This is a genomic window from Streptomyces avidinii, from assembly GCF_045161815.1.
GTDB lineage: Bacteria > Actinomycetota > Actinomycetes > Streptomycetales > Streptomycetaceae > Streptomyces > Streptomyces avidinii.
Map to the genome: position 1 here is coordinate 4,313,850 of NZ_CP108863.1, position 19,568 is coordinate 4,333,417.

General features: G+C 71.6%; 19 protein-coding genes. 4 read left to right on the forward strand and 15 right to left on the reverse strand.

Annotated elements, in window-relative coordinates:
• Positions 1 to 92: 92 nt before the first annotated feature.
• From OG373_RS19110 to OG373_RS19155, 10 genes are all read right to left on the reverse strand, one after another.
• Positions 93 to 971, reverse strand: coding sequence for an alpha/beta hydrolase (locus OG373_RS19110; protein WP_405439361.1), 879 nt, complete (start codon positions 969 to 971; stop codon positions 93 to 95).
• 171 nt (positions 972 to 1,142) lie between these two features.
• Positions 1,143 to 2,411 (reverse strand): kynureninase, encoded by a 1,269-nt coding sequence (gene kynU, locus OG373_RS19115; RefSeq protein WP_405439362.1) that lies wholly within the window; start codon positions 2,409 to 2,411, stop codon positions 1,143 to 1,145.
• Positions 2,404 to 3,258: a tryptophan 2,3-dioxygenase family protein gene (locus tag OG373_RS19120; protein ID WP_397732908.1), complete on the reverse strand. Its 855-nt coding sequence runs from the start codon at positions 3,256 to 3,258 to the stop codon at positions 2,404 to 2,406. The genes kynU and OG373_RS19120 overlap by 8 nt, the downstream gene beginning before the upstream one ends.
• Positions 3,259 to 3,423: 165 nt before the next feature.
• The gene (locus OG373_RS19125; protein ID WP_356792192.1) at positions 3,424 to 3,837 is read right to left on the reverse strand and encodes a DUF3151 domain-containing protein; all 414 of its coding nucleotides are present in this window, start codon (positions 3,835 to 3,837) and stop codon (positions 3,424 to 3,426) included.
• Positions 3,838 to 4,075: 238 nt separating this feature from the next.
• Positions 4,076 to 5,098 carry a class II fructose-bisphosphate aldolase gene (gene fbaA / locus OG373_RS19130; RefSeq protein ID WP_030755743.1) on the reverse strand — a complete coding sequence of 341 codons (1,023 nt, stop codon included), beginning with the start codon at positions 5,096 to 5,098 and terminating at the stop codon, positions 4,076 to 4,078.
• Between the two features lie 323 nt (positions 5,099 to 5,421).
• Entirely contained in the window at positions 5,422 to 5,985 is a 564-nt protein-coding gene (gene pyrE, locus OG373_RS19135) for an orotate phosphoribosyltransferase (RefSeq protein ID WP_397732909.1), read from the reverse strand.
• A 32-nt stretch (positions 5,986 to 6,017) separates the two neighbouring features.
• Positions 6,018 to 6,806, reverse strand: coding sequence for an aldose 1-epimerase (locus OG373_RS19140; RefSeq protein ID WP_405439363.1), 789 nt, complete (start codon positions 6,804 to 6,806; stop codon positions 6,018 to 6,020).
• Positions 6,807 to 6,837: 31 nt separating this feature from the next.
• Complete coding sequence (locus OG373_RS19145; RefSeq protein ID WP_405439364.1) at positions 6,838 to 7,638, reverse strand: SRPBCC family protein; 801 nt, start codon at positions 7,636 to 7,638, stop codon at positions 6,838 to 6,840.
• Between the two features lie 32 nt (positions 7,639 to 7,670).
• Positions 7,671 to 9,314, reverse strand: coding sequence for a polyamine aminopropyltransferase (locus OG373_RS19150; RefSeq protein ID WP_405439365.1), 1,644 nt, complete (start codon positions 9,312 to 9,314; stop codon positions 7,671 to 7,673).
• Between the two features lie 117 nt (positions 9,315 to 9,431).
• Positions 9,432 to 9,980, reverse strand: a complete 549-nt coding sequence (locus tag OG373_RS19155; protein WP_397732913.1) for a DUF2617 family protein — start codon at positions 9,978 to 9,980, stop codon at positions 9,432 to 9,434.
• A gap of 701 nt (positions 9,981 to 10,681) precedes the next feature.
• On the opposite strand from OG373_RS19155, the gene OG373_RS19160 reads away from it, so the two are divergent.
• Positions 10,682 to 11,872, forward strand: a complete 1,191-nt coding sequence (locus OG373_RS19160) for a pyridoxal phosphate-dependent aminotransferase (RefSeq protein ID WP_405439366.1) — start codon at positions 10,682 to 10,684, stop codon at positions 11,870 to 11,872.
• 174 nt (positions 11,873 to 12,046) lie between these two features.
• Positions 12,047 to 13,237 (forward strand): glycosyltransferase family 39 protein, encoded by a 1,191-nt coding sequence (locus tag OG373_RS19165; protein ID WP_397732915.1) that lies wholly within the window; start codon positions 12,047 to 12,049, stop codon positions 13,235 to 13,237.
• A gap of 3 nt (positions 13,238 to 13,240) precedes the next feature.
• On the opposite strand, the gene OG373_RS19170 is transcribed toward OG373_RS19165, so the two are convergent.
• Together OG373_RS19170 and clpB are read right to left on the reverse strand one after the other, a co-directional pair.
• Positions 13,241 to 13,786 carry a YbjN domain-containing protein gene (locus tag OG373_RS19170; RefSeq protein ID WP_397732916.1) on the reverse strand — a complete coding sequence of 182 codons (546 nt, stop codon included), beginning with the start codon at positions 13,784 to 13,786 and terminating at the stop codon, positions 13,241 to 13,243.
• Between the two features lie 177 nt (positions 13,787 to 13,963).
• Positions 13,964 to 16,564: an ATP-dependent chaperone ClpB gene (clpB, locus tag OG373_RS19175; protein WP_405439367.1), complete on the reverse strand. Its 2,601-nt coding sequence runs from the start codon at positions 16,562 to 16,564 to the stop codon at positions 13,964 to 13,966.
• 122 nt (positions 16,565 to 16,686) lie between these two features.
• Here clpB and OG373_RS19180 point away from each other — a divergent pair, with 122 nt between their 5' ends.
• The gene (locus OG373_RS19180; RefSeq protein WP_397732918.1) at positions 16,687 to 17,100 is read left to right on the forward strand and encodes a pyridoxamine 5'-phosphate oxidase family protein; all 414 of its coding nucleotides are present in this window, start codon (positions 16,687 to 16,689) and stop codon (positions 17,098 to 17,100) included.
• A gap of 134 nt (positions 17,101 to 17,234) precedes the next feature.
• On the opposite strand, the gene OG373_RS19185 is transcribed toward OG373_RS19180, so the two are convergent.
• Together OG373_RS19185 and OG373_RS19190 are read right to left on the reverse strand one after the other, a co-directional pair.
• Positions 17,235 to 17,516 carry a (2Fe-2S)-binding protein gene (locus tag OG373_RS19185; RefSeq protein WP_051762453.1) on the reverse strand — a complete coding sequence of 94 codons (282 nt, stop codon included), beginning with the start codon at positions 17,514 to 17,516 and terminating at the stop codon, positions 17,235 to 17,237.
• Positions 17,517 to 17,545: 29 nt separating this feature from the next.
• Positions 17,546 to 17,827: a hypothetical protein gene (locus OG373_RS19190; RefSeq protein ID WP_397732919.1), complete on the reverse strand. Its 282-nt coding sequence runs from the start codon at positions 17,825 to 17,827 to the stop codon at positions 17,546 to 17,548.
• Positions 17,828 to 17,911: 84 nt separating this feature from the next.
• Between OG373_RS19190 and OG373_RS19195 the strand changes: the two genes are divergently transcribed.
• The gene (locus tag OG373_RS19195) at positions 17,912 to 18,988 is read left to right on the forward strand and encodes a helix-turn-helix transcriptional regulator (protein ID WP_405439368.1); all 1,077 of its coding nucleotides are present in this window, start codon (positions 17,912 to 17,914) and stop codon (positions 18,986 to 18,988) included.
• Positions 18,989 to 19,097: 109 nt separating this feature from the next.
• Here OG373_RS19195 and OG373_RS19200 read toward each other — a convergent pair whose 3' ends face one another.
• Positions 19,098 to 19,568, reverse strand: coding sequence for a heat shock protein transcriptional repressor HspR (locus OG373_RS19200; protein WP_189972116.1), 471 nt, complete (start codon positions 19,566 to 19,568; stop codon positions 19,098 to 19,100).

Genomic DNA, 19,568 nt, shown 5'->3' on the forward strand with positions numbered 1-19,568 from the left:
ACCAAAACATGATCAGCGTACACACGGGTCCAGCCGCTCCGACCTGGATTTCGGGCCGGGTCCGGGCGGCGGGCCGGAAGGGTCGGCGGGGCCTACCAGGCCAGCTGCGAGATCTCCTCGGCGACCACCGCACACGCGTCCGCCGCCGGGTCGATCAGCGGGAAGTGACCGACCGCGTCCAGCAGCGTCAGCCCGACCGTCTCCCCCGCCTTCGCGGCCGCCGCCACATAGGCCTCGGCCACCTGCTGCGGGACCACGATGTCGTCCCGGCCCTGCACCACCGCCGTGGCGATCCCCGTCGGCAGCAGCGCCGCCGGGTCGGCGCACGGCAGGCGCTCCTCCCAGTGGTCCGGCCCGCCCAGCAGCTGTGCACTCGCGCCGCCGCACACGCCCAGCTCCTCCGCCACCGCGAAGTCCGCGATCGGGGCCAGCGCCACCACGCCGCGCAGCATCGGCGGGGAGGGCAGCCGCCACGGGGAGTCGTACGGGAGCACGTGCCGGGCCGCGGCCCACAGCGCGAGGTGGCCGCCCGCCGAGTGGCCGGTGACGACCGTGCGGCGGACATCGGCCTGCGGGAGTGCGGCGGCCGCCAGCGCGGGGAGGGCGTCCATCGCGGCGGCGACGTCGTCGAAGGTCTCCGGCCAGCGCCCGGCGACCGGCCCCTCGGCGTTCTGGTGCGGCACAGAACTGCCGCGCCGGTACTCGACGTTGGCCACCGCGAAACCCCGCCGGGCCAGGAAGTCCGCGAAGGGCGTGACGTGCTGCCGGTCGTACGGGGCTCGCCACGCACCGCCGTGCAGCAGCACCACCAGCGGGGCCGGGCCCCCGGTTTCGCGGCGCGGGGCGTAGAAGTCGACGACGTGGTCGGGGTGTTCGCCGTACGCGGCGGTCGCGTCCGGTGCCACGGCCGGATGGGAGAAGGCCGAGGCGGCCTCGGCGGCGTCCCGTTCCACTGCGGCGGGGTCCGTCATCGGCTCAACCTCTCGGTAACGCGTGGGACAGCGGGGACTGATGTTCCGGTGTTCCGGCAGAGCGGGACCGTATCAGTCTGGAACAGGCCGTTCCGTGCGGGTCCCGGAATATGACCGGGCGGACGGAGCCGTAGCCCCGCCCGCCCGGTGATGTGACGTTTCGCTACCGAGTCACCCGAAAATGTGACCCAGTGTGCGTGCGGCACGCTCGGCATCGGCGAAACCGACGTAGAGCGGGGTGAAGCCGAAGCGCAGGACGTCGGGTGCGCGGAAGTCGCCGATGACGCCCCGGGAGATGAGCTCGCCCATGACCTCGCGGGCGTTCTCGGTCCGCAGCGAGATCTGGCTGCCGCGGCGCTCGTGCTCGTCCGGGGTGACCGACTCGACCCGGCCCTGCGGGACGTACGCCGCCACGCACTCGAGGAAGAAGTCGGTCAGGGCGAGGGACTTGGCCCGTACGTCTTCGACGGACACCCCGTCCCAGACGTCGAGCGCCGACTCCAGGGCCAGCATGGACAGGATGTCCGGCGTACCGACGCGGCCGCGGGTCGCGCCCTGCGCCGCCTCGAAGCCCGGGGTCATCGCGAAGGGATCCGCGTGACCGTTCCAGCCCGGGAGCGGGGAGTCGAAGTCGGCCTGGTGGCGGGCGGCGATGTACAGGTACGCGGGCGCGCCGGGGCCGCCGTTGAGGTACTTGTACGTGCAGCCCACCGCGAGGTCGACGGCGTGCTCGTCCAGGCCGACCGGGAGGGCGCCGGCGGAGTGGCACAGGTCCCAGACCGTGATCGCCCCGGCGGCGCGGGCGGCCGCGGTGAGGGCGGGGAGGTCGTGGAGCCGTCCGCTGCGGTAGTCGACGTGGTTGAGGAGCACCACGGCGGTGTCAGCGTCCATGGCCTCGGCCGCGTGCGAGGGGTCCACCGGTACGACGGTCAGGCCCGTCATCCGGGCCGCCGACTCCGCGATGTAGCCGTCGGTGGGGAAGGTGGCGGCGTCGACCAGCAGCCTGGTCCGGCCGGGGGCCGCGAGACGGGCGGCGCCGACCAGGGCCTTGAAGAGGTTGACGCTGGTGGAGTCACCGACGACCACCTGGCCGGGAGCCGCGCCGACGAGCGGGGCGAGCTTGTCGCCGATCCGCTCGGGCGCGGTCCACCAGCCGCTCTCGTCCCAGGACCGGATGAGGAGCTCGCCCCACTGCCTGGCGACGACGTCGGCGGTGGTGTCCGCGACCCCGGCCGGCAGGGCGCCGAGGGAGTTGCCGTCCAGGTAGACGACCCCGTCGGGAAGGGTGAAGCGCTCGCGGAGCTTCGCCAGCCCGTCGGCGGCGTCCAGTTCGGCCGCACGGCCGCGGAGGTCCGCCGCACTGTCCTTCGCGGTGTCGTTCGTGGCGTTCTTCGCGGTGTCCGCCGCCGCCGCTATGTCTTCCGTGGAGTCGTCAGACATAGCTGCGGGCCGTCCAGAGCTCCGGGAAGACGTTCTTCGTCGCGCGCTTCTCCAGCCAGGTCACGCCGGCCGAGCCGCCCGTGCCCGTCTTCGCACCCATCGCGCGGCGGGTGGCGACCAGGTGGTCGTTGCGCCAGCGCCAGACGAGCTCGGCGACATCGGTGAGGACCTCACCGAGGCGGTGCAGGTCCGCGTTCTCGTTGGTGTCCGGGGCGGCGTACAGGCCGGTCCAGACGGCCTCGACCTCGGCCGAGGGCTCGTAGCGCAGCGAGAGGTCGCGGTTCAGGACGGCGTCCGGGACCGGGAGCCCACGGCGGGCGAGCAGGCGCAGCACCTCGTCGTAGAGGCTGGGCTCGTGCAGGGCCTTCTCCAGCTCCGCGTGGACGCGGGGGGCGCCCCGGTGCGGAACCAGCATGGAGGCGGACTTCTCGCCGAGCAGGAACTCCATCCGGCGGTACATCGCCGACTGGAAGCCGGAACCCTCGCCGAGGGCGGAGCGGTAGGCGTTGAACTGCCCCGGGGTGAGCTGGGCCAGCGGGCGCCAGGAGGCGTTGAGGGCCTCCAGTTCGCGGAGTGAACGTTTCAGCGCATCCATCGCGACGGGGATGCGGTCCTCGCGCAGGGCCTTCGTGGCGGTTTCCCACTCGTGGACGATGACCGTGAACCAAAGCTCCATGACCTGGGTCGTCACCAGGAAGACCATCTCGCCCGGGTCGTCCGAACGGAGGTGCTGGAGGTGGGTGAGAACGTCCGCCTGGACGTAGTCCTCGTACGGGGTCGTGCCAGCGAAGTCGAGGTTCGGGGTTTCCGACCCGCCGACTCCGGAGGCATCAAGGGTTTTCGACATCGCTGTCTCCTCGACACGTGCTTCCGGGTAGCGGTCCGCCCCTTCCGTGAGGTGAGTGGAGCCCCGGTCCCCTGCCCGCATCATAGGACCCTGTCGCGGCCGCGCTCCAGCGGAGAGTGACGCAGACCACACTATTTCGGCCGCGTCACTCCCCGCCGTACGGACTCAGGCGCTCAGCGTGTCCGCCGCCGTCGGGGAGGAGTCCCGCAGGAAGGTCGAGCAGCGCTCGTGCTCCTCCTTCTCGCCGATGGCCTCGGCCGCTCGGGCCAGGGCGTGCAGGGCGCGCAGGAAGCCACGGTTCGGCTCGTGCTCCCACGGCACCGGGCCGTGGCCCTTCCACCCGGCGCGGCGCAGGGCGTCGAGGCCGCGGTGGTAGCCCGTACGGGCGTAGGCGTACGACTCGACCGTGCTGCCGGCGGCGAAGGCCTCGTCGGCGAGGACCGCCCAGGCGAGCGAGGACGTGGGGTGCGCGGCGGCCACCTCGACGGCGGGGGTGCCGGCGGCGATGGCCTCGCGGCCCGGCTCGTCGGGCAGGTGGGTGGGGGCGGGGCCCCCGAGCAGGTTCTGGTGAATGGACATGCCCCCAGTCTGCCGGGCCGCCGCCACCGCGTTGAGCGGTGGTGTGCCGCGTCCCCGTCCGCCGCGGGACGGATCCGGGCCGGAGGAACGCCACGGCTCCGCGTACGGGGGCGGTTCACACCCCGGTCGAGCGGCCCTCCTCCCGCCTCCGCGGCCACTCGCCGGGGCGAACGCCGAAGGACCCGGCCTCCGTCGCGGGACGGGGGCCGGGCCCTTCGGTACGGCTCGCTGCGGCCGACTACTTCAGCTTGGTGCCCGTGGAGCGCAGGTTCGCGCACGCCTCGGCGACGCGCGCGGCCATGCCCGCCTCGGCGGCCTTGCCCCAGGTGCGGGGGTCGTACTTGGACTTCGTACCGACCTCGCCGTCGACCTTCAGGACGCCCGCGTAGTTGCTGAACATGTGGTCCACGACCGGACGCGTGAAGGCGTACTGGGTGTCGGTGTCGAGGTTCATCTTCACGACGCCGTTCTCCAGCGCGGTGGCGATCTCCTCGGCCGTGGAACCCGAACCGCCGTGGAAGACGAAGTCGAACGGCGAGGCCTTGCCGTACTTCTCGGCGACACCGGCCTGGAGGTCCTTGAGGAGCTCGGGGCGCAGGACGACGTTGCCCGGCTTGTAGACGCCGTGGACGTTGCCGAACGAGGCGGCCAGCAGGTAGCGGCCCTTCTCGCCCAGGCCGAGGGCCTCGGCGGTGCGGATCGCGTCGTCGACGGTCGTGTACAGCTCGTCGTTGATCTCGTGGGTGACGCCGTCCTCCTCGCCACCGGTCGGGGTGATCTCGACCTCGAGGATGATCTTGGCGGCGACGGCCTTGGCGAGCAGCTCCTGGCCGATGGCCAGGTTGTCGGCCAGGGTCTCGGCGGAACCGTCCCACATGTGCGACTGGAAGAGCGGGTTCAGACCGCGGGCCACGCGCTCGGCGGAGATGTCGAGCAGCGGACGTACGTAGCCGTCCAGCTTGTCCTTCGGGCAGTGGTCCGTGTGCAGGGCGACCGTGATGTCGTACTTGGCGGCCACGATGTGCGCGAACTCGGCCAGGGCGACCGCGCCGGTGACCATGTCCTTGTTGTGCTGGCCACCCAGGAACTCCGCACCACCGGTGGAGATCTGGATGATGCCGTCGCTCTCGGCCTCCGCGAAGCCGCGCAGGGCAGCGTGCAGGGTCTGGGAGGAGGTCACATTGATGGCCGGGTAGGCGAACTTGCCTGCCTTCGCCCGGTCGAGCATCTCGTTGTAGACCTCGGGGGTTGCGATGGGCATCTGCCGGCTCCTTGGATGTGCGGGAGTGTGCTTATTGCGGGCCCTGACCTGGGGGCGACGTCATCGTCGCGCCTATCTTTCCAGACTCGGCGCGAGGGTCCAGCCCGCCCGTCTCACGTGGTGGGCGAACGGCCCGGGATGTTTCACGTGAAACATCCCGGGCCGCCGTTTTCTACCAGGTCAGACCGCTCAGCGGGGCGACCGGGGACCTTCATCGACAGTTCTCGCGATGGCCGGACCGGGCCGGCAGACCGAACCTGGGCCCTCGCAGGCCCGGCAGGCCCGGCAGGCCCGGCAGGCCCGGCAGGTCCGGAAGGGACGGCCTAGGACAGGCCGAGGTCCTCGAGCCGGTATCCGGTGAGGTACGCGAGACCGGCCTCGGCGATCGCGTCGGCCGCACCGCGGTCGACGATCGTGGCGACGGCGACGACCTCGCCGCCGGCCTCGCGGACCGCCTCGACGGCGGTCAGCGGGGAGCCGCCGGTGGTCGAGGTGTCCTCGACCACCAGGCAGCGCTTGCCCTTCACGTCGGTGCCCTCGATGCGGCGCTGCATGCCGTGGGCCTTCTGCGCCTTGCGGACGACGAAGGCGTCCAGGCGCTGACCGCGCGCGGCGGAGGCGTGCAGCATCGAGGTCGCGACCGGGTCGGCGCCCAGGGTCAGACCGCCGACGCAGTCGAATTCGAGCTCGGCGGTCAGGTCGAGCATGACCTGACCGACCAGCGGGGCCGCCTCACCGTCGAGGGTGATCCGGCGGAGGTCGATGTAGTAGTCGGCCTCACGACCGGAGGAGAGGGTCACCCTGCCGTGCACGACGGCCTTGTCCTTGATCTGCTGCAGAAGCGCATCGCGTGTGCCGGACGGCATTACTTCGTTGACGTCACTCATGCCCCTGAGCTTAAAGGGGGCCCGGGGCGTGTCTAGCCGAGACGGCGCCAGGTCCAGGTCGTGGAGACCTCCAGCGGGTCCACCGGGGTGACCAGGCGCGGGAGGGTGTTCAACCCGTTCGGCGGGCCCGACTGGGGCTCCACGCAGACCGCCTCGGGTTCCTCGTCGTAGATGACCACCCATTCGGCCCGGCTGGTGACGCGCAGTTCGAGGGTGCCGGGCCAGGTGAGGGTGACGTCGACGCCGTGCGGCATGCCGAAGCAGTCGTCCCAGGGGCGGGGCTTCGGGTCGATGCGCTTGCCGTTGGGGATGTGGTCGTCACCGCGCTCCTCCTGCCACGCGGGGTCGAAGGAAACCTCCGCGTCCGGGCCGCCGGCCTCGAGGTTGCGCAGGAACCAGGGATGCCAGCCGACCTGGGCCGGGAAGGAGTCCCCGTACGTCTCGACGCCCATGGTGAGGGTCAGCGAGTCCTCGGCGAGCGAGACGACCTGGGTCACCCGGCCGGGGTACGGCCACGGCTCGGCGAGGTCGTAGGCGAAGGCGGCCTCGGTGGCGCCGACTCCGGCCGGGCGCCAGGGTGCGTCGCGGGCGAAGCCGTGGAGCGCGTGCGGCGGGTGGTTGAGCGGCATCTGATGGACGGTCGCGCCGTCGCGGAACCGCCCGTTCGCGACCCGGCCGCACCACGGAACCATCGGGAAGGCCCCGTACTTCGGCCCCTGGCGCAGCAGTTCCGTCCCGTCGATGCGCAGGCTGCTGATCCGGCAGCCGTTCTCCTGGTCGACCGTCACCTCGGCGCCGCCGGCGCTCAGTTGCGTACTCATGCGGTCGACCCTAATGCGGCGGGCCCGCTGTTCAGCGACGACGGCGCAGGGCCCGGCCGATGACAACCGCCGAGGCCAGCGCGAGGGCGGCGGCCGGGGCGATCCAGCGCAGGCTGTCGCCGGCGGTGGCGGAGGCGGGCGCGGGGACCGGGGCGTACCGGCCGCGCGGCGGCGCGTGGTCCACCTCCTCCGCGCTGCGGCCGATCATGGTGCGCCGTGCGTGGGCGGCCTCGGCCGGGGGCTGCGGGGCTCCGTCCGTGCCGTCGAACTGACCGGCGAGGAAGGGGTCCAGGGAGGGCGGCGGTACTTCGGTCTCGTACAGGGAGGCGCTGACCTCGGGGACGTCGTCCTCACCCGCGCCGACCCCGGATTCGGACTCGGACGCGGCCACCGGGTCGTCGGGCGCGGAGCCGAGGGTCAGCTGTCCGGCCGCCCGGTCCAGCAGCCGCTGCACGGCGGTGGCCGTGGCCTCGGGCGGGAAGGCGGCGGCGCGCCCGTCGGCGGTGGCCTCGGCGGTGAAGTCCAGCCGGGTCCCGTCCGGGACCGGCGTCAGCCGCAGGTCCAGGGCGAACTTCACGGTCCCGCTGCCCCGGACCTCCGTCCCCTCCCCCTCGAAGGTGAAGTGGCCGGGGGCCCGCTCGGTGACGGTCAGGGCCCCCCGATACGTCACGGTGCTCCCGCCGACCCGCACCTTGAGCCGGCCCGAGACCGGCCCGGCAGCGGTGTCGGCGTCCTGCTGGAGTCCCGGCACGCACCGGGCCACCCGGGCGGGGTCGCGCAGCACGGCGCGGAGATCGTCTGCCGGTACCGGAACGAACACCTGATGCTCCATGCGGTCGAGCCTACCGACGAGACCGCACCGGGTCACGAATACCGCGGGTGCGGCAGGGTCGACGGTGGAAGTCCGGGCACCCGGGTGCGTTCCGCGTCGCGAGCGGCGTCCTGCAGGGAGCGGGTCGACAGGGAGCGCAGCGCGGGCGTGTCGCGGTCCACGCGCAGGGGCGGGTCCTGGTCCCGGGAGGCCAGGACGAAGCCCCAGTCCTGCGGCGGCGCGCCGGTCTCGCCGAGCGGGGTGCGGTCGGGTCCGGCGGCGAAGCCCGTGAGGCGGCCGCCCGCGCTGTAGGGGGCGGTGCGCAGCCCGGCGGCGCGGAGGGTGGAGTCGACGGTCCAGTACGCACGCGGGCGCGTGGCGAGCGGTCCGGCGTGGACGGCGATCCGGCCCCCGGGGCGCAGGGCGCGCGCGGCCAGCCCGTAGAACTCCTGCGAGTACAGCTTCGTGCTGGGGGTGATGCCCGGGTCGGGGAGGTCGGAGACGATGACGTCGAAGCGGTCGTCGGCGGCCGGTCCCCGCAGCCAGCGGAAGGCGTCCTGGGTGACGACGGCCAGCCGCGGGTCCTCGTACACCCGGGAGTTGAGCGCGGAGAGCATCGGATCGGTGCGGGCCAGGCGGACCACTCCGGGGTCGAGCTCGACGACGGTGACGGAGGAGACGTCCCGGTAGCGGAGCACCTCGCGGGCGGCGAGCCCGTCACCGCCGCCGAGGACCAGGACGCGGGCGTGCGGGCCGGTCATCGCGGGGTGGACCAGGGCCTCGTGGTAGCGGTACTCGTCGTAGCCGCTGACCCGCAGCCGCCCGTCGAGGTAGAGGTCGAGGGAGCGCGGGGAGCCGGTCGACGGCCCGGTGAGCACCAGTTCCTGCACCTCGGTCCGGACGGCGACCCGTACCTCCCCGCCGTACACGGCGCGCCGGGCGGTCCGCTCGAAGTCGTCGGCGAGGACGGTGGCGGAGGCGAGCACCGCCAGTACGGTCACGTTCGCGGCGATCAGCAGCCAGCGGCAGCGCCTGCTCAGGTCCCGGCGGAACAGCCACAGGACCAGCCCGCCGCCGACGATGACGTTGACGGTGCCGGTGACCATGGCGCCGGTGAGCTGGCCGAGCATCGGGAGGAGCAGGAAGGGGAAGGCGAGGCCGCCGACGAGGGCTCCCACGTAGTCGGCGGCGAACAGGTCGGCGACGGCCCCGCCCGCGTCCTGTCTGCGGATCCGCTGGATGAGGACCATCAGCAGCGGGATCTCCGCGCCGATGAGCACCCCGATGGCGAAGGAGAAGGCGACGAGCGCGGGCCGGGACTCCCCCAGCCAGGCGAAGCTCGCGTACAGCGCTATGGCCGAGAGCCCGCCGAGGAGGGCGAGTCCGGCCTCGATGGCACCGAAACCGAAGGCGGGCCGGTGGCGGAAGCGCTTGGCGAGCAGGGAGCCGACTCCCATGGCGAAGACCATGACGGACAGCACGACCGACGCCTGGGTGACGGAGTCGCCGATCAGGTAGGTGCCGAGCGCGAGCAGCTCGAGCTCGTACACGAGCCCGCAGGCGGCACAGATGAACACGGTGGCCAGGACGAGGAGTCGGCCGGTCCGGGGCCGTACGGGCAGGGCGGCCGGGACGGTCGCGGCGCCCCGAGGCTCCGGAGCCGGGAGCACCCGGCGCGGGACGGAACGGTCGATCATGAAGCGAACCGTACGTCACCGCCCACTCGCATCCGGTCACCCACATGGGTGTAAGTGAGGTGGATATCCCGCCAGTTGGCGTAACCACGCAGGGATAATCGCGCCCCCGGCGCCGGCCTAGAGCAACGCGGGTGATTCCAGGGCCGCCGTCGCGGGCGCCCCCGTCCGTACGCCCACCCGCGTCCGGGTGGCCACCAGCTGGCCCTCCTGCGGGTACGCGTGCCAGGTCCGCCAGCGCACCTGCCCCTCGTAGTGCTGCGCGAGCATGGCGGTGAAGGCGTGCGGGCTTCCCGGAAAGGTCCCCGCTAGCCCGTTCGGGTGGTCCGCCACCAGTGCGAGCAGCTCCTGGGCCCGCCCGGCGAAGGATCCGCGCGACAGGGTCTCCACCCGCGCGGCGAACTCGTACTCCCAGTCGCCCACCCGCTTGGCCACGCCGAGCGGCAGCGGCGTGCTGCTGCCGGGCATACAGGCGACCGTCTCCGAGCAGCGCACCTCCCCCTCCTCCAGAAGCACCTGATGGGAGGCCCCGAGCAGGCGCAACTCCACCTTTGCACCCGAGAGTTCGAGGTTCAGTACGGCCAGGGCGGGCAGCCGGTCCCGACCCAGGGCCCAGGCGAGATCGGCGGCACGCGTGTCGGTGTATGAGGTCTGGAGGGTCGTGAGCATGAGTCGGCTCCGCAAACGCGCGAGGGAGATGGGCCGGGGCCCGCCAGCGGTAGCAAGCACGGGTGGGGGGAAACCGGCACGGGTCCACAGGAAGTCCAGGGAGGTCCGAGGACTGGTCTACTCAACCGAGGGAATCATGAAAGGCACGGCACTCACAGCGTTTTTACCCAACTTGAAGGGGTTTACATCCCCCCGGGGGCTCCGCAGTTCACGTGTTCAACAGGTTGCGCCCCGCGCGTCGTCATGCATTGACGAACAAGAGGGCGCCCGACGGCAGTCGGACCGTCGAACGCCCTCGTCAAACGCGGTGCCCGCGGCCCCGTGTCAGCTCGAACCGCCGCACCCGCCACCGCCACCGCACGAGGAGGACGATCCCCCGCACGACGAGGAGGAGCCGCAACCGGAGGAGGACGACCCGCAGCCCGAGTTCGACGAGGAGCCGCCGTCCGCCCACCAGCTGCGGCGTCCCCGCCGACGGGACGAGCCCCGCCCCCCGGACGACCGGCCCAGCACGTTCAGGAGGACCACGACGAAGACGGCAACAATCACAACGAAACCGAAGACGAACCCCATGTCCGCCACCTCTCTCACACCCCGGTCTTCCCGGGGGAGCAGGATCCCCGCGTCCTGCGTGAAGGGGGAATGCCCGCGGCCCGTACGACCCAAAGCACACTTGAGGAAGTCCAGAGGTTGCCCGCAGGATGACGCCCATGAGCGCATCCGTGAGCAGCGACCGCCCCTTCCTGAACCGCCGCCTCGCGGCCTTCGGCACGACGATCTTCGCCGAGATGTCGGCGCTGGCCGTCCGCACCGGTTCGATCAACCTCGGCCAGGGCTTCCCCGACACCGACGGTCCCGCGCAGATCGCGGAGGCGGCCTCCCGCGCGGTCCTCACGGGGCTCGGCAACCAGTACCCGCCGGGGCCCGGCGTCCCCGAGCTGCGCACCGCGATCGCCGCGCACCAGCAGCGCTTCTACGGCCTCGGCTACGACCCCGACACCGAGGTCCTCGTCACCGCGGGCGCCACGGAGGCCATCGCCGCCGCCCTCCTCGCCCTCCTGGAGCCGGGCGACGAGGTCATCGCCCTGGAGCCGTACTACGACTCGTACGCGGCCTGCATCGCCATGGCCGGCGCGGTACGCGTCCCCGTCACCCTGCGCCCGCACGCCGGATCCTTCGTCCTCGACCTGGACGAACTGCGCGCCGCCGTCACCCCGCGCACGCGCCTGCTGCTCCTGAACACCCCGCACAACCCGACGGGCACCGTCCTGACCCCGGCCGAACTCGCGGCGGTCGCCGAGCTGGCCGTCGAGCGCGACCTGCTGGTCGTCACGGACGAGGTGTACGAGCACCTGGTCTTCGAAGGCGCCCACACCCCCCTGGCGGGCCTGCCGGGCATGCGCGAGCGGACGGTCACCATCTCCTCGGCCGGCAAGACGTTCTCGTTCACGGGCTGGAAGGTCGGCTGGCTCACCGCGCCCCCGGAACTGGTCACGGCGGTCCGCTCGGCGAAGCAGTTCCTGACCTACGTCTCCTCGGGCCCCTTCCAGTACGCGATCGCCGAGGCCCTCGCCCTGCCCGACGCGTACTACGACACCTTCCGCGCCGACCTGGCGGCCAAGCGCGACATCCTCGCCGACGGCCTGGCGGCGGCCGGCTTCGAGGTCTTCCGCCCGCAGGGCACCTACTTCATCACCACGGACATCACGCCCCTCGGCGAGAAGGACGGCCTCGCCTTCTGCCGCGCCCTCCCCGAACGCTGCGGCGTGGTCGCCATCCCGAACCAGGTCTTCTACGACGACAAGGCCGCGGGCGCCACCCAGGTCCGCTGGGCCTTCTGCAAGCGCGAGGACGTGCTCCGGGAAGCCGCCGAGCGGCTGCGCCGGCTGTAGGGGGCGTCCTGGCCCGGCCCGGCGGATCCGGTTCCGGACCGGCGTTCGCGCGCCGGTCACCAGGCGTCCTTGCGGGGTTGTGGGGGCGGTGTGAAGCTGTGCGTCGTGCACCTGCCCGAAGCCCTCACCAACGGGTGAGCGGACCCATCACGGCGAGCCGGAAAGTCGGGATACATGGCAACGGGCAGAGCGGCCGTGTCCGCGTCGCCGCTGGAGATGCGCGCGGTCCGGGCCGTACGGTCCGCCGCGCCCACCACCGTGATCGCGCTCGGGGTGTTCACCGCCGTGCGCGGGGCCGGGGTGCTGGTGCTCTCCCTCGGAGCCTGGTGGGCCGGGCGGGATCCGCTCAAGGTGCTCGGCCGGTCCTGGGACTCGGACTGGTACCTCAGGATCGCCGCCCACGGCTACGGGCGGACCCTGATGTGGCCCGAGGCCGTGACCGGCACCGGGCCCGTGCAGAGCGACCGGGCCTTCTTCCCGCTCTACCCCGCCCTGATACGGGTCGTCTCCGAGATACTGCCCGGCGGGACGGTGTCCGCCGCGCTCCTCGTCGCCTGGGTCTCCGCCGGTGCGGCCGCCCTCGGGATCTACCGGGTCGGGGAGCGGGTGATCGGCCCGCGCGCCGGGCTGCTGCTCGTCGGGCTGTGGGCGGCGCTGCCGCACGCGGTGGTGCTGACCCTCGCCTACACCGAGGCGCTGCTGGCCGCCTTCGCCGCGTGGGCGCTCCACGCCCTGCTGCGCGGCCGCTGGCTGTGGGCCGCGGGCCTCGCCGTACTGGCCGGGCTGACCCGGCCCACCGGGCTGGCCGTCGCCGCAGCCGTCTCGGCCATGGCCCTGCACGAGATCGTCGTACGAAGGTCCCGGGCGCCCGAGGTGTGGCTGGCCGGGCTGGTGGCGCCGGCGGGCTGGGCGGCGTACGTCCTGGCCGTCGGGGTGAGGGTGGACGACCCGCTCGGCGGCTATTTCGCCGTGCAGCGCAGCTGGGGGTCCCGCTTCGACTTCGGCATCGGGGCGCTGCGCTCCGCGGAGCGGGTGCTGACCGGCGGGCACGTGCAGCTCGCCACCGCCGTGACCGTGGTCCTGCTGGCCGTCGCCGGGCTGCTGGCGGCCTCGCTGGTACTGGACCGCACCCCGCTGCCGCTGCTCGCGTACACCGCGGTCCTGCTGGTGATCACTTTCGGCGGGGCGGGGTTCTTCGAGTCCAAGCCGCGCTTCCTGCTGCCGGCCTTCCCGCTGCTCCTGCCGGTGGCCGCCGTCATGGCGAGAGCCCGGCCGCGCACCGCGGTCGTGGTGACCGCGGTGGTGGCCGGGCTCTCCTACGGCTACGGGCTGTATCTGCTGCTGGTCGCCCGCGTGCCGCTGTAACGGCTAGTTGTTGGCGTCGCCGTTGCTGTCGTCGTCGCCGTCGGCGGAGTCGATGTCCTGCTCCAGGCCGAGCTGCTCGACGAGCCACTTGTCGAACTCGATGGAGGCGCGGACCCAGCTGACCGTGGAGGACACGAAGTGCTCCAGGTTGACGCCGGTGCCGATCAGCATCTGCGCCTCACCGATCAGGCGGACCGAGCCGTCGTCGTGGGTGTGGCTGTAGACCTTCGGCCACAGGGTGCGGCGGTTCCAGTCGTCGATCGACTCGAGAAGCTGGGGCTTCTCGTCGATCTTGTGCGGACGGTCGTAGAAGGTACGCACAGAGAAAACCTGCTGCTCGTCCTCGCCGCGGAACATGAAGTACGTACGGAACTCCTCCCACGGCGCCGCGAGGTCTCCCTCGTCGTCGACGACGTACTTGAGTTCCATCTGCTCCAGCAGCTGCTTGACCAGATCCTGGTCGGGGACGACGGGGCCCGCCGGTCCTGTGGCCTGCGGTTCGGGCTGCTGCCCTCCGAAGTTCGGAATCGAGGCCGGGTCGATGCTCACCGTGTACTTCCCTTCGTGCGGATACCTGCATCCTCCCCCATGGCGCCCACCCCGTGTCCAGTGCCGAAGGCCCTATCCGCTCCGGGCGGAAACGTGTCCCGCCCGGAGCCCTCCCGGAGCCCGGTCCCGACCCGCCCGGAGCCCGCTCGGGGCGGGCCGGGGGCGGGCCGGGGCAGCTCAGAGCGCCTTGCCGACCAGCAGGTCCTCGCCCGCCACGTCGACACGCACCGTGTCGCCGTCCCTGACCTCGCCGGAGAGGATCTCCTTCGCCAGCCGGTCGCCGATCGCCGTCTGGATCAGGCGGCGCAGCGGCCGGGCGCCGTACGCCGGGTCGTTGCCCTTGTCAGCCAGCCAGGCCAGGGCCTCGGGGGTGACGTCCAGGGTCAGCCGGCGGTCGGCGAGGCGCCGGGCCAGGCGGCCGATCTGGAGCTGCGCGATGTGCGCGAGCTCGTCCCGGTTCAGCGCGGAGAAGACCACCAGGTCGTCCAGGCGGTTGAGGAACTCCGGCTTGAAGGAGGCCCGCACCACGTCCATGACCTGCTGCTTCTTCTGCTCCGGCGGGGTCAGCGGGTCCACCAGGAACTGGCTGCCCAGGTTGGAGGTCAGGATGAGGATGGCGTTGCGGAAGTCCACCGTCCGGCCCTGCCCGTCCGTGAGCCGGCCGTCGTCCAGGACCTGGAGCAGGACGTCGAAGACCTCGGGGTGTGCCTTCTCCACCTCGTCCAGGAGCACCACGCTGTACGGGCGGCGGCGCACGGCCTCGGTCAGCTGGCCGCCCTCCTCGTAGCCGACGTAGCCGGGCGGGGCGCCGACGAGTCGGGCCACGCTGTGCTTCTCGCCGTACTCCGACATGTCGATGCGGACCATGGCCCGCTCGTCGTCGAAGAGGAAGTCGGCGAGCGCCTTGGCCAGCTCCGTCTTGCCCACGCCCGTCGGGCCGAGGAAGAGGAAGGAGCCGGTCGGGCGGTCCGGGTCGGCGATGCCGGCGCGGGTGCGGCGCACGGCGTCCGAGACGGCCCGCACGGCCTCGCCCTGGCCGATCAGCCGGCGGCCCAGCTCGTCCTCCATGCGCAGCAGCTTCTGGGTCTCGCCCTCCAGCAGGCGGCCGGCCGGGATGCCGGTCCAGGCGCCCACCACGTCGGCGATGTCGTCGGGGCCGACCTCGTCCTTGACCATCGCGGACTTCGAGCTGCCGGTCTTGGAGGCCTCTTCCTCCTCCTCGGTGGCCTCGGCCAGCTCGCGCTCCAGGGTCGGGATCTCCCCGTAGAGCAGCTTGGAGGCGGTGTCGAAGTCGCCGTCGCGCTGGGCTCGCTCGGCCTGGCCGCGCAGGTCGTCGAGGCGCTCCTTGAGCTCACCGACCCGGTTGAGGGACTGCTTCTCCTTCTCCCAGCGGGCGGTCAGGCCGCGCAGCTCCTCCTCCCGGTCCGCGAGGTCCTTGCGGATCTTCTCCAGGCGCTCGATCGAGGCCGGGTCGGACTCGTTCTTCAGGGCCAGCTCCTCCATCCGCAGGCGGTCCACGGAGCGCTGGAGCTCGTCGATCTCCAGCGGGGAGGAGTCGATCTCCATGCGCAGCCGGGACGCGGCCTCGTCGACGAGGTCGATGGCCTTGTCGGGGAGGAAGCGGGAGGTGATGTACCGGTCGGAGAGGGTCGCGGCGGCCACCAGCGCACTGTCGTTGATCACGACCTTGTGGTGGGCCTCGTAGCGGCCCTTGAGCCCGCGCAGGATCGCGATCGTGTCCTCGACGGACGGCTCGGCGACCAGCACCTGCTGGAAGCGCCGCTCCAGCGCCGGGTCCTTCTCGATCCGCTCGCGGTACTCGTCGAGGGTGGTCGCGCCGACCATCCGCAGCTCGCCGCGGGCCAGCATGGGCTTGAGCATGTTGCCGGCGTCCATGGCGGAGTCGCCGCCGGCGCCCGCGCCGACGACCGTGTGCAGCTCGTCGATGAAGGTGATGATCTGGCCGTCGCTCGACTTGATCTCGGCCAGTACGGTCTTCAGCCGCTCCTCGAACTCGCCGCGGTACTTGGCTCCGGCGACCATGGCGCCGAGGTCCAGGGAGACGAGGCGCTTGTTCTTCAGGGACTCGGGGACGTCGCCCTTGACGATGCGCTGGGCCAGGCCCTCGACGACGGCGGTCTTGCCGACGCCGGGCTCGCCGATGAGCACCGGGTTGTTCTTCGTGCGACGCGAGAGCACCTGCACGACGCGCCGGATCTCCTGGTCACGGCCGATGACCGGGTCGAGCTTGCCCTCACGCGCCGCAGCGGTGAAGTCGGTGCCGAACTTCTCCAGGGCCTTGTACTGGCCCTCGGGATCGGGGGTGGTCACCCGCCGTCCTCCTCGTGCGTTCTCGAAGGCGTCGAGCAGCTTCTTCGCCGTCGCGCCCTGGGTGGAAAGGACCTCGCCGGCCGCGCCGCCCTTGGCGGCGAGGGCGATGAGGAGGTGTTCGGTGGAGAGGTACTCGTCGCCGAGCCTGCCGGCCTGAGCGTCGGCCTCGGCGAGTACGGCGAGCAGGTCCCGGGTGGGCTGCGGGGGCGCGACCGTGGAACCGGTGACGCTGGGCAGGGCCGCGAGCAGCCGCTCGGCGCCGCTGCGCACGCCGACCAGGTCGGCGTCGGTGGCGACCAGCAGATCGGTGACGTTCTCGTTGTCCTCACCGGCGAGCAGGGCCAGCAGCAGGTGCGCGGGGGTCAGATCCGCATGGCCGTCCTTGACGGCCCTGCTGGTGGCGGCGTTCAGCGCGTCGCGGCTCTTGTTGGTCAGCTCGGCGTCCACTGCGGCTTCTCCTCTCCCCGAGGGGTGCGTCGACAACAACACTGACAGAGTCAGCGTATGCAAAGTTGAGTCTATTCCACTCAAGGCAGGTGGGAACACCGTTGCGCCGTACCCTTCGGCCCATGTCCCATGACGTACTCAACCCGACGCCCGAGTACCTCGCCTTCTGGCGGGAGCGGCACGTCTGCACCCTGACCACCCCGCGCCCCGACGGCACGCCCCACGTGGTGCCGGTGGGCGTGACGTACGACCCGGAGGCCGGCCTGGCCCGGGTGATCAGCAACCGGCACAGCAGGAAGGTGCGCAACATCCTGGTGGCGCAGGAGGCACAGCCGGAGGGCGCGCGGGTCGCGGTCTGCCAGATGGAAGGGCGCCGCTGGGCCACCCTGGAGGGCCGCGCGGTGATCCGCACGGACGAGGCGTCGGTCGCCGACGCGGTGGCGCGCTACGCGGAGCGCTACGGGCGCACGCCGTCACCCAATCCCGACCGCGTGGTCATGGAGATCACCCTGGACCGGGCCATGGGGCGCGCGTAGGCCGTTGATTCTTCATCTTGTCCGGTTAAGGCACTGGACGCGGACATCACAACGGCGCCATCGTGGTCAGGTCCACGATGGCGCCGTTGTGTGGGGGTAGCGCCTGAGCGATCTGGAACGACGGGGGAATCGCTTCAGGCACTGCGGGGGGTGGCGGTGGTGATATCGGGTTCGAAGAGCTGGTGGTCACGCTGATCGAGATTGACGAAGACCATTCCGTAGCGCACCTCGCAGCGGACGGGCTGCGGCGCGCCCCGCGGGCGGCGCAGGCACCGGTAGGCACGTACGTCCTCGTCCTCCTCGCGCACGACGACGATCGGTTGACCGAACAGGGTGACCATCAGCGAGTCGCCAGGGTGGGGGATGGCCGTGGCGAGATCGATGAACTGCCAGCCCGATCGGTAGGCGGAGGCCATCTCGCGGCGGAAGCCGCGGTCGTCGGGGGTCACGCGGACACCGTCACAGGGGTCTCGGTCCAGCCCGTATCGTCCTTACCCCCGCCACTCAGCTGGCCGCTGGTCCAGCCGGTGTCCGCGTACTTACCCACGGGCGCCGTGGTCCAGCCGGTGTCGAACTCCGTGCTCGTCAGGCTCGTGCCCTGACCGTCCCTAGCGCTCCCCGCGTCACTTTCGACGGCGCTGACTGCCCCAAAAACCGCAACGGCGGAGAAAACTATGGCAAGCACCGAGCGAAGCATTCTCTTGTACATGGTCGGCTTCGTCCTCACTTGATGGAATCCTCTCCCCCGCGTGACAGACGATGGCTCATTCAGGCACGTCAATGCCACAGGGACGATGCATCATGTTCTTGCATGTTCAGGACCCTGGGGGGTGGAGATTTGACGCGAATCGAGACAAAAGCGACACATCCGCACCCCGTCACGTCCATGTGTGCCGAGGGGACGCGGCTCTACGCGACCGCGCTGAGTACCGGCCGGATCGCCCGGGGCGAGATCAAGAACGCCCCCTGCCTGCTTGAATTCGCTCTCCTGCAACCCGACCCGGATGACGCGAACCAACTGCGTCCGGTTCCCCCGTCCGTCGCATTGGCTCAACGGCTTCATCCGATTGAACGTGAGATCCAGGACCGCCGACGCAGCGCTGTAGATCTCACCGACACTTTCGAGCCTTTCCTGGCCATCAGCGCACAGAGCCCGGCCAACACCCACGCCATCACGGTGCTGGAGGGTTTCGAACAGATCAACGCCGCCCTGAACCTCGCGACGGCCGAATGCCACACCGAGGTGCTGACGGTCCAGCCGGGCGGAGCACGGCCCTCCCTGGCCCTCACCCAGGCCCTGGAGCGCGACCAGCCGCTGATCGACCGCGGGGTCAGCATACGGACCCTGTACCAGCACACCGCACGGCACAGCCAGGGCACGCTCGCCTACGTGGAGCGGATCTCGACGGGCAAGGTGGAGATCCGCACGCTGGAGGAACTGATCGAGCGCCTGATCATCTTCGACCGCACGGTCGCCTTCATCCCGGTGAGCGACGACCGCCGGGTCGCCCTGGAACTGCGCCACCCCGGCCTGGTCGACTACCTCATCAAGGTGTTCGAGCAGCTCTGGCACCGCGCCGTGCCCCTCCAGGAGGAAGTGACGTACCGCAGCACCCCCGGCGGGATCTCCGGCGTGCAGCGGACCATCGCGCAGCTCCTGATCGAGGGCCACGTCGACGAGGCCATCGCGCGCCGGCTCGGCATGAACGTCCGCACCTGCCGGGCGCACATCGCCAAGCTCGCCACCACCCTCGGCAGCGGCAGCCGCGCCCAGCTCGGCTATCTCATCGCCCGGTCCGGCATCCTGGGCCGCCCCTCGGGCCCCGAACAGGACTGCGAGGGACATCCGGACCACGAAAACCACGAGACGGACCGGGAAGGGCTCTGACGCCGCTCTGACACGGCTCCGACAGCCCTCGGGCCCCGCCCCGGGGAAGGGGCGGGGCCTGAGGATGTGGCACAGAAACCACCGGGGCCGGGTGCCGCCCGGGACCGGATCAGTCCATCGGCCGCTTGGGGCTGGGCCGCCAGACCACCAGGGCACTGCCCGGCTGCGGAGGCTGGTACGGGACCAGGTCTCGCCGGTACGAGGCGTGCACCTGGGCCTCGCGGGCCTGCAGCGTGGCCGCCGCACCGTCCACGGCCGCGGAGAGTTCGGCCACGCGCTGCTGGAGCGCGGCGACCTGGTTCTCCAGTTCGATGATCCGCTTGATGCCCGCCAGGTTGATGCCCTCGTCCTGCGACAGCGCCTGCACCGTACGGAGCAGTTCGATGTCACGGGCCGAGTAGCGCCGGCCGCGACCGGCCGTACGGTCCGGGGAGACCAGGCCGAGGCGGTCGTACTGACGGAGGGTCTGCGGATGCAGACCGGAGAGCTGGGCGGCCACCGAGATCACGTAGACCGGGGTCTCGTCGGTGAGTTGGTAGCCCCCGCCCAAGCGGGAGGACTGTCGTCGGCGGCCGTCCAT

Coding starts and splice junctions, on each gene's coding strand:
- OG373_RS19110 (WP_405439361.1), bottom strand. CDS start 971: ATGACGGACCCCGCCGCAGTGGAACGGGACGCCGCCGAGGCCGCCTCG.
- kynU (WP_405439362.1), bottom strand. CDS start 2,411: ATGTCTGACGACTCCACGGAAGACATAGCGGCGGCGGCGGACACCGCG.
- OG373_RS19120 (WP_397732908.1), bottom strand. CDS start 3,258: ATGTCGAAAACCCTTGATGCCTCCGGAGTCGGCGGGTCGGAAACCCCG.
- OG373_RS19125 (WP_356792192.1), bottom strand. CDS start 3,837: ATGTCCATTCACCAGAACCTGCTCGGGGGCCCCGCCCCCACCCACCTG.
- fbaA (WP_030755743.1), bottom strand. CDS start 5,098: ATGCCCATCGCAACCCCCGAGGTCTACAACGAGATGCTCGACCGGGCG.
- pyrE (WP_397732909.1), bottom strand. CDS start 5,985: ATGAGTGACGTCAACGAAGTAATGCCGTCCGGCACACGCGATGCGCTT.
- OG373_RS19140 (WP_405439363.1), bottom strand. CDS start 6,806: ATGAGTACGCAACTGAGCGCCGGCGGCGCCGAGGTGACGGTCGACCAG.
- OG373_RS19145 (WP_405439364.1), bottom strand. CDS start 7,638: ATGGAGCATCAGGTGTTCGTTCCGGTACCGGCAGACGATCTCCGCGCC.
- OG373_RS19150 (WP_405439365.1), bottom strand. CDS start 9,314: ATGATCGACCGTTCCGTCCCGCGCCGGGTGCTCCCGGCTCCGGAGCCT.
- OG373_RS19155 (WP_397732913.1), bottom strand. CDS start 9,980: ATGCTCACGACCCTCCAGACCTCATACACCGACACGCGTGCCGCCGAT.
- OG373_RS19160 (WP_405439366.1), top strand. CDS start 10,682: ATGACGCCCATGAGCGCATCCGTGAGCAGCGACCGCCCCTTCCTGAAC.
- OG373_RS19165 (WP_397732915.1), top strand. CDS start 12,047: ATGGCAACGGGCAGAGCGGCCGTGTCCGCGTCGCCGCTGGAGATGCGC.
- OG373_RS19180 (WP_397732918.1), top strand. CDS start 16,687: ATGTCCCATGACGTACTCAACCCGACGCCCGAGTACCTCGCCTTCTGG.
- OG373_RS19185 (WP_051762453.1), bottom strand. CDS start 17,516: ATGGCCTCCGCCTACCGATCGGGCTGGCAGTTCATCGATCTCGCCACG.
- OG373_RS19195 (WP_405439368.1), top strand. CDS start 17,912: ATGTTCAGGACCCTGGGGGGTGGAGATTTGACGCGAATCGAGACAAAA.
- OG373_RS19200 (WP_189972116.1), bottom strand. CDS start 19,568: ATGGACGGCCGCCGACGACAGTCCTCCCGCTTGGGCGGGGGCTACCAA.